We start from the raw sequence: 5862 nt of genomic DNA, 5'->3' as shown, positions 1-5862 counted from the left end.
AGGCATTTAACCCCTGTCACCATAAATACTTTCTCGGCTGATTGCTTCATCAGAAAGGTTTGGTAAATTCAGATTTCTATGACTCTCTACCCATGCTTGAAATGCAGCTATCCGTTTTTCTGGAGTAGCAGTTTCATTAACTGGTCGTTCTTGTTGCGGTTCTACCAATTGCGTTAGTATTCTATCTAAATATGGTTTAATTTCTTCAGGATTACGGTTGGTTATATCAGCCAAAATTTGAGTGATTGTTTCCAAATCCTGTTTATGTGATTTTTGGAAAAAATGCAAAACTTCTGTATTCATAACTTGAGTTATTTGTGAATATTTGACTTAAATTATATCATGAACCTGATAAACGCTGTAAAAATTCTGTGTGTTCTGGTGAGTTTAATCCTGTTTGCAATACTTCTAAAACCTTAACCATATCTCCTGCTAATAATGCCGTTACAGATAACCATAATCCGGGCATAACTTGACTTTTAATAATGCCCTCTGTATCAGGTTGCAGTAATATATATTCACTATCATGTAACCCAAACCAATCTAATTTATTTTCTAAACTCTGCCAAACAATATATTCCTGAATGCCGTTACGTTTATAGGCTTTTTTCTTATCATATAAATCATAAGCTGCACTGCTGGCGGCAATTTCCGCGACTAATTCCGGTGCGCCTTCAATATAATCATCATCTGTAATTCGAGATTTTCCACCCAAACTTTCATCAATTAATAAAACTCCATCGGGTTGAGGTTCGTTATCTTGATCCAATCTGATGGTAGGTTCTATTCCTAATTTAATTCCGGGGGTATAAATTTGATAATTTCCTAACCAAATCATCAATTTAGCATGGGGTTCTGCATGACGTTGAAAGCGTAAAGGTGAGGCCACGTAAACTACTCCTTCGATTAATTCAGCTTTTTTAATATCGAGACTTTCAGCATAACGACGTTCAAATTCATGGCGTGATAAGCGATCGCCATTTTCTAAAGGTAGAATTTGAGGAGTTGGGTTAGTTTGTGGCCGCTGCATTACCATTTGCTATACCTCGAAGAATTAATTTACACAATCAGCAGAGGACGGGGAAAACCCGCCCGTATATAATCAATTATGGTGCTGGGGGTAAAGTTCCACCACTAGCAGCCGGCGGTTCAGTGTAATCGCAAAAGATATTGACCCCTATTTTCAGGATATATAAAACTATAACAGTGGCAATGGCCGGATCAAGAGGTAAACCACTGGATGAAGCTAAACCCACTAAGGAAACTATCACACCTGTCAGTAAAGGAGAACTGCCGGGATTTTTGGTGTATTCTTTGAGTTGTCCACGAAACCCGTCATCACCACAAAGTTCATTTCGCAAGGCTTTAAGGGTGATTTGTAAAAGTGACTTATCTCCCCCCATGATAACTTGACGATTTTTTTCTTGCCATAAATCTTGAAAAGCCGTTTCCATGTCGCCATTGTGCTTTTCTAAATGATCCATTGCTTCCAGTCCAGGGGTATAATCAGGCATTAATTCCCGCATAGCTTGGATTTCACTGCTAGTTATTTGCATAGCTAATTTAAGTTGTTTACTTAGTAGTATCAAAATCAACTACATTATGGACAGGGATTATTCATTCCTTATTTAGTGTACCAATTACCAATTACCAATTACCAATTACCAATTACCCATTACCCATTATGAATCTTTCATCATTAAAATTTCTCCGCAGTTTACGTAAAGACAACCACCAATTTGCTGTCATTGGCTTAGGTCGTTTTGGTCGTTCTGTTTGTTCAACATTGCATAATTTAGGTTATCAAGTTTTAGCTACAGATGTTGACGAAAAACGAGTTTCTGAGGCTTTACATGAGCAAATAGTCGGTCATGCTTTACAACTAGATTCAACTGAACCAGCAGCACTAAAGGAAGCCGGAATTTTTGAATTTGATACTGTAATTATAGCCATTGGTAACTATATTCAGGAAAGTATTATTACTACTTTAAATGTGAAAGAAGGTGGTGTACCTCACGTGGTGGCAAAAGCCTCTAGTGAAGTTCACTGTAAATTATTACAACGAGTAGGAGCAGATCATGTAGTATTTCCTGAATATGAAGCCGGTTGTGCTTTAGCACGAACACTTACTAAACCAGGAATTTTAGAAAGATTTGATCTTGACCCAGATAATAGCATTGTGGAGTTAATTGTTCCTGATGAATTTCATGGGAAAACTATTGCTGAACTTCAACTTCGTAACCGCTATGGTTTAAATATGTTGGCCGTAAGTCATGATGGTAAATTTATCATTAATCCTGAACCAACTAAACGTTTAGAAAAAGGTTCTGCAATGGTAGTAATTGGTTGCAACAAAGATATTAATCGTTTACCAATTTGAAGCAACCAGATACTTAATCTAACTTAATCATAGTTAATCTAATTTTATGCTTTTCTTTTTATCTGCTGGTAAAATCACCATGGCATCCCCAAAAGAATAAAAGCGGTATTCAGAGGCGATCGCTTTTTGGTAAATATCTAGTAACATTTCTCTACCAATTAAAGCACTAACCAACATCAACAAACTAGAACGGGGTAAATGAAAATTGGTGATTAAACCCTCCACAACTCGCCATTTATAGCCAGGATAAATAAATAAGTTCGTTTTCCCCATAAATGGCTGTAAATCCCCCAATTGCGCCGCTCCTTCCAACGCTCTCACCACTGTTGTCCCCACCGCAATAATGCGTCCTCCCGCAGCCTGAGTAGCCCGAATTTGCTCAACGGTATCAGCAGAAACCTCTATCCATTCTTCGTGCATAGCGTGAGTAGTCACATCTTCTACTTCTACTGGGCGAAAAGTACCGACACCAACATGAAGAGTAATAAAGGCTTGATTAATGCCACAAACACGCAACCTTTCTAGTAATTCTGGTGTAAAATGTAGCCCTGCTGTTGGTGCAGCGATCGCTCCTTCTTCTTGAGCATACACCGTTTGATACTGTTCATTAGCGGCGGTAGAAGCCGTGATATAAGGTGGGAGGGGAATTTCGCCAAATTTGCCTAATACCTGGACTAAAGGCACTTCTGGAGGCAAATCAAACTGTAATAATCGCCCCCCGGTTTGCGGATCTGATTCAACCACCGTCGCCCTTAATATCTGTTGATTTTCCTCTCCTCCCGCTGTAAAAATAATTTCACTGCCTATCTTAAACCGCTTACCAGGTTTCACTAAAGCCAACCAGCAATTATGCCGTCGTTCTTCCAATAGTAACACCTCGATTTCCGCACCAGTAGACTTACAGCCGTACAGCCGAGCGGGAATCACTTTCGTATTATTCATTACCAGCAAATCACCCGGTTGCAGCAATTCCGGTAAATCACGGAAAATATGATGAGAAACTGGTATACTATGAGGATTTTTAAGAGAATTTACAACTAATAACCTGGAACTATCTCTAGGAACAGCAGGGTTTTGAGCAATTAGCCTGAGTGGAAGTTCGTAGTCATAACTAGATAACGAACAATCTAAATTCACATCCTGTACTTCTAGACTAGACATTTTCTGCAATTTTGCTTATAATATTTGTTACTTGATTTTCATGAAAGGGAATTAATGGGTAAATCTCCCCATAGAAAAACGGGGGCTTTTACCCTACCGGGAACTGGGCTGGATTAGGGAAGATAGAGAGGTAAAATTAGCTTTGATCCTTAACACCATGAGCGAATACCTGTATTGCTTGGCCAATGCCAGTCTCACACTGAGAATCGTTCAACACCTCCACGCTAGAAAGGAAACCCCTGTTTCCTTTGTTAGTATAATTCATCAAATTAATGGTTGGGTAGTCAGAATCAAATTTAGAGAAGTGCTTTCACCCCAGGAAGATGGTGATTTTCGGGCATTTTTGAATGAATTAGGCATTAACTACCAACCACCAATGAGAGTACAAATGGCACTGTGGAGTTTAGAAGCTGGACAAACCCCTGTAGACGTAATGGGTCGTTATCAAGTAGCAATTGTTTCCCATGGAAATCCTGAAAGAGAAGAAATTGAAGCATTTAGACAACAGTTTGTGCGTGGTTTAGGCTACTGTCCAGAAACACTGGCTTAAACAATTTAAAACTGAAAATTCAAAATTGTTTGTGTAGTATCACAGAATGGAAAATAATTCTGGTCTCATATTATTTATTGGTCAAAGGCTGCCAGAATGTATTCTTGCAGCTGAAAATCATATCCAGATACCGATAAACTAGCCAGAGAAACTTCTTCAATAACTGCCCTTTTTATCAGCTTTTTTGATGTAGGTTGATAATGGACAAGGGCTATATCAAAGCGACAATAATAATCAGCTTTTTCAGGATATTCACTTAAAAATATTTCCGCCGTTTGCCAGAGTTTTGCTTGTTTTTTGGGAGTAATGGCGTTTTTACCCAACTCATCCCAATTACCGGAACTCCGGGTTTTAACCTCTATAAATGCCACTGTTGTGTCTTGATATTGGGCAATAATATCAATTTCTCCCCAGCGACACCAAAAGCGACGGTGCAAAATTTCCCAACCCGTAGATTGTAACCATTTGGCTACTAGGTCTTCACCTATGTTACCAATATCTGCATAATTAAATGGAGAAGGATTAACCATTAAATAACAATACCATGAATACTCAAAATCGTAGTTGGACAAGTATACTCAGTTTATTACTTTTGGCAATCATTACCATCACAACCTTATTAGGTTTTGTTCCTGCTGCTGTAGCACTGGAATATAACAAAGAAATTCTCATCAGTGCTGATTTTTCTGGACGTGATTTAAGAGACTCTAGTTTTACTAAAGCCAATCTGCGCTACAGTAATTTTAGTAACTCTAATTTAACAGGTGTAAGTTTTTTTGCTGCTAATTTAGAATCAGCAAATTTACAGGACGCTAACCTAACTAATGCTACATTAGACTCCGCACGTCTGATCAAAACTAATTTAACTAACGCCATTCTAGAAGGCGCATTTGCTGCTAATGCTAAATTTGATGGTGCTATAATTGATGGTGCTGATTTTACAGATGTCCTACTGCGTCGAGATGAACAAAATAAATTATGTAAAGTAGCTAAAGGTACTAATCCCACAACGGGTAGGCAGACAAGAGATACTTTATATTGTTCTTAGATTTAGATCAGATCCCCAACTTCTTTGAAAAGTCGGGGATCTGATGCTTACGGTATTTATATATTTTGTAAAATTTGTGAAAGTGTTAATTTGAGTTCTGGAAATAATGGCGATATAATTAAATCATCACATCTAAATTGATTAACTATGTATTCATCATCAACTAAAGAATAAATAGAAATAGTTGGTTGTTTAGGATTACCAATAAATCTTTTACCACCGAAAGCACCATAATCAACTATCCAATATTCAGGAATACCCATTGATTCATAATCATTAGTTTTATGAGTATAATCGGTTTGCCAATTACTGCTAACAATTTCTATCACTAAAGGAACTGAAGCAGCTTGAGTAACGGTTGATTCTTTTTTCCACAAAGGTTCATTAGGTAAGTTAGCAGGATTTAGTAACAAAATATCAGACAAATAGGCAGATTCAGATTTTGCTGCTTTGATGAATGTTGTTTTAGGTATGAGGTAAGAAAGATTGAGTCTATCTAATTCTCCTGATATCTTACGAACTAAAAAACCAATTACAAATTCATGATCTCCTACTGGTGGGTTCATTTCTACAATTTCTCCATTATGTAATTCATAACGTGATCCTGTTTCTGGATAAAATTGGATAAATTCCTCAAAGCTTACGAATTTGGTTAATGTTTGAACCATGATTCACCTCTAGAATGGTGATAATTTGCTGATTTCAATTATAATAGGACTTACT

At 37.5% G+C, this 5862-nt stretch carries 9 protein-coding genes; 3 read left to right on the top strand and 6 right to left on the bottom strand.

Annotated elements, in window-relative coordinates; translation table 11 throughout:
* Positions 1-6: 6 nt before the first annotated feature.
* From ACIR131C_RS0101820 to ACIR131C_RS0101810, 3 genes are all read right to left on the bottom strand, one after another.
* Positions 7-303 (bottom strand): hypothetical protein, encoded by a 297-nt coding sequence (locus tag ACIR131C_RS0101820; protein ID WP_051347469.1) that lies wholly within the window; start codon positions 301-303, stop codon positions 7-9.
* Positions 304-340: 37 nt separating this feature from the next.
* Positions 341-1036, bottom strand: a complete 696-nt coding sequence (locus ACIR131C_RS0101815) for a Uma2 family endonuclease (protein ID WP_028088834.1) — start codon at positions 1034-1036, stop codon at positions 341-343.
* A gap of 70 nt (positions 1037-1106) precedes the next feature.
* Positions 1107-1556, bottom strand: coding sequence for a hypothetical protein (locus ACIR131C_RS0101810; protein WP_028088833.1), 450 nt, complete (start codon positions 1554-1556; stop codon positions 1107-1109).
* A gap of 128 nt (positions 1557-1684) precedes the next feature.
* Here ACIR131C_RS0101810 and ACIR131C_RS0101805 point away from each other — a divergent pair, with 128 nt between their 5' ends.
* Positions 1685-2380 (top strand): potassium channel family protein, encoded by a 696-nt coding sequence (locus ACIR131C_RS0101805; RefSeq protein ID WP_028088832.1) that lies wholly within the window; start codon positions 1685-1687, stop codon positions 2378-2380.
* A 33-nt stretch (positions 2381-2413) separates the two neighbouring features.
* On the opposite strand, the gene queA is transcribed toward ACIR131C_RS0101805, so the two are convergent.
* Positions 2414-3541, bottom strand: a complete 1128-nt coding sequence (gene queA / locus ACIR131C_RS0101800) for a tRNA preQ1(34) S-adenosylmethionine ribosyltransferase-isomerase QueA (RefSeq protein WP_051347468.1) — start codon at positions 3539-3541, stop codon at positions 2414-2416.
* A gap of 157 nt (positions 3542-3698) precedes the next feature.
* On the opposite strand from queA, the gene ACIR131C_RS0101795 reads away from it, so the two are divergent.
* Positions 3699-4091, top strand: coding sequence for a hypothetical protein (locus tag ACIR131C_RS0101795; RefSeq protein ID WP_035371364.1), 393 nt, complete (start codon positions 3699-3701; stop codon positions 4089-4091).
* A gap of 74 nt (positions 4092-4165) precedes the next feature.
* On the opposite strand, the gene ACIR131C_RS0101790 is transcribed toward ACIR131C_RS0101795, so the two are convergent.
* Complete coding sequence (locus tag ACIR131C_RS0101790; RefSeq protein WP_028088829.1) at positions 4166-4621, bottom strand: YraN family protein; 456 nt, start codon at positions 4619-4621, stop codon at positions 4166-4168.
* Positions 4622-4635: 14 nt separating this feature from the next.
* Between ACIR131C_RS0101790 and ACIR131C_RS0101785 the strand changes: the two genes are divergently transcribed.
* A complete protein-coding gene (locus ACIR131C_RS0101785) occupies positions 4636-5139 on the top strand; it encodes a pentapeptide repeat-containing protein (protein ID WP_028088828.1) in 504 nt (167 codons plus the stop codon).
* 56 nt (positions 5140-5195) lie between these two features.
* On the opposite strand, the gene ACIR131C_RS0101780 is transcribed toward ACIR131C_RS0101785, so the two are convergent.
* The gene (locus ACIR131C_RS0101780) at positions 5196-5807 is read right to left on the bottom strand and encodes a Uma2 family endonuclease (protein ID WP_028088827.1); all 612 of its coding nucleotides are present in this window, start codon (positions 5805-5807) and stop codon (positions 5196-5198) included.
* Between the last annotated feature and the right edge of the window lie 55 nt (positions 5808-5862).

Source organism: Dolichospermum circinale AWQC131C, from assembly GCF_000426905.1.
In the GTDB taxonomy this organism is placed as follows: domain Bacteria; phylum Cyanobacteriota; class Cyanobacteriia; order Cyanobacteriales; family Nostocaceae; genus Dolichospermum; species Dolichospermum circinale.
This window is presented reverse-complemented; position numbering and strand designations above follow the sequence as displayed.

What these genes read in the sequence shown, in the direction of transcription:
- ACIR131C_RS0101820 (WP_051347469.1), bottom strand. Translation starts at nt 303, where the DNA reads ATGAATACAGAAGTTTTGCATTTTTTCCAAAAATCACATAAACAGGAT.
- ACIR131C_RS0101815 (WP_028088834.1), bottom strand. Translation starts at nt 1,036, where the DNA reads ATGGTAATGCAGCGGCCACAAACTAACCCAACTCCTCAAATTCTACCT.
- ACIR131C_RS0101810 (WP_028088833.1), bottom strand. Translation starts at nt 1,556, where the DNA reads ATGCAAATAACTAGCAGTGAAATCCAAGCTATGCGGGAATTAATGCCT.
- ACIR131C_RS0101805 (WP_028088832.1), top strand. Translation starts at nt 1,685, where the DNA reads ATGAATCTTTCATCATTAAAATTTCTCCGCAGTTTACGTAAAGACAAC.
- queA (WP_051347468.1), bottom strand. Translation starts at nt 3,541, where the DNA reads ATGTCTAGTCTAGAAGTACAGGATGTGAATTTAGATTGTTCGTTATCT.
- ACIR131C_RS0101795 (WP_035371364.1), top strand. Translation starts at nt 3,699, where the DNA reads ATGAGCGAATACCTGTATTGCTTGGCCAATGCCAGTCTCACACTGAGA.
- ACIR131C_RS0101790 (WP_028088829.1), bottom strand. Translation starts at nt 4,621, where the DNA reads ATGGTTAATCCTTCTCCATTTAATTATGCAGATATTGGTAACATAGGT.
- ACIR131C_RS0101785 (WP_028088828.1), top strand. Translation starts at nt 4,636, where the DNA reads ATGAATACTCAAAATCGTAGTTGGACAAGTATACTCAGTTTATTACTT.
- ACIR131C_RS0101780 (WP_028088827.1), bottom strand. Translation starts at nt 5,807, where the DNA reads ATGGTTCAAACATTAACCAAATTCGTAAGCTTTGAGGAATTTATCCAA.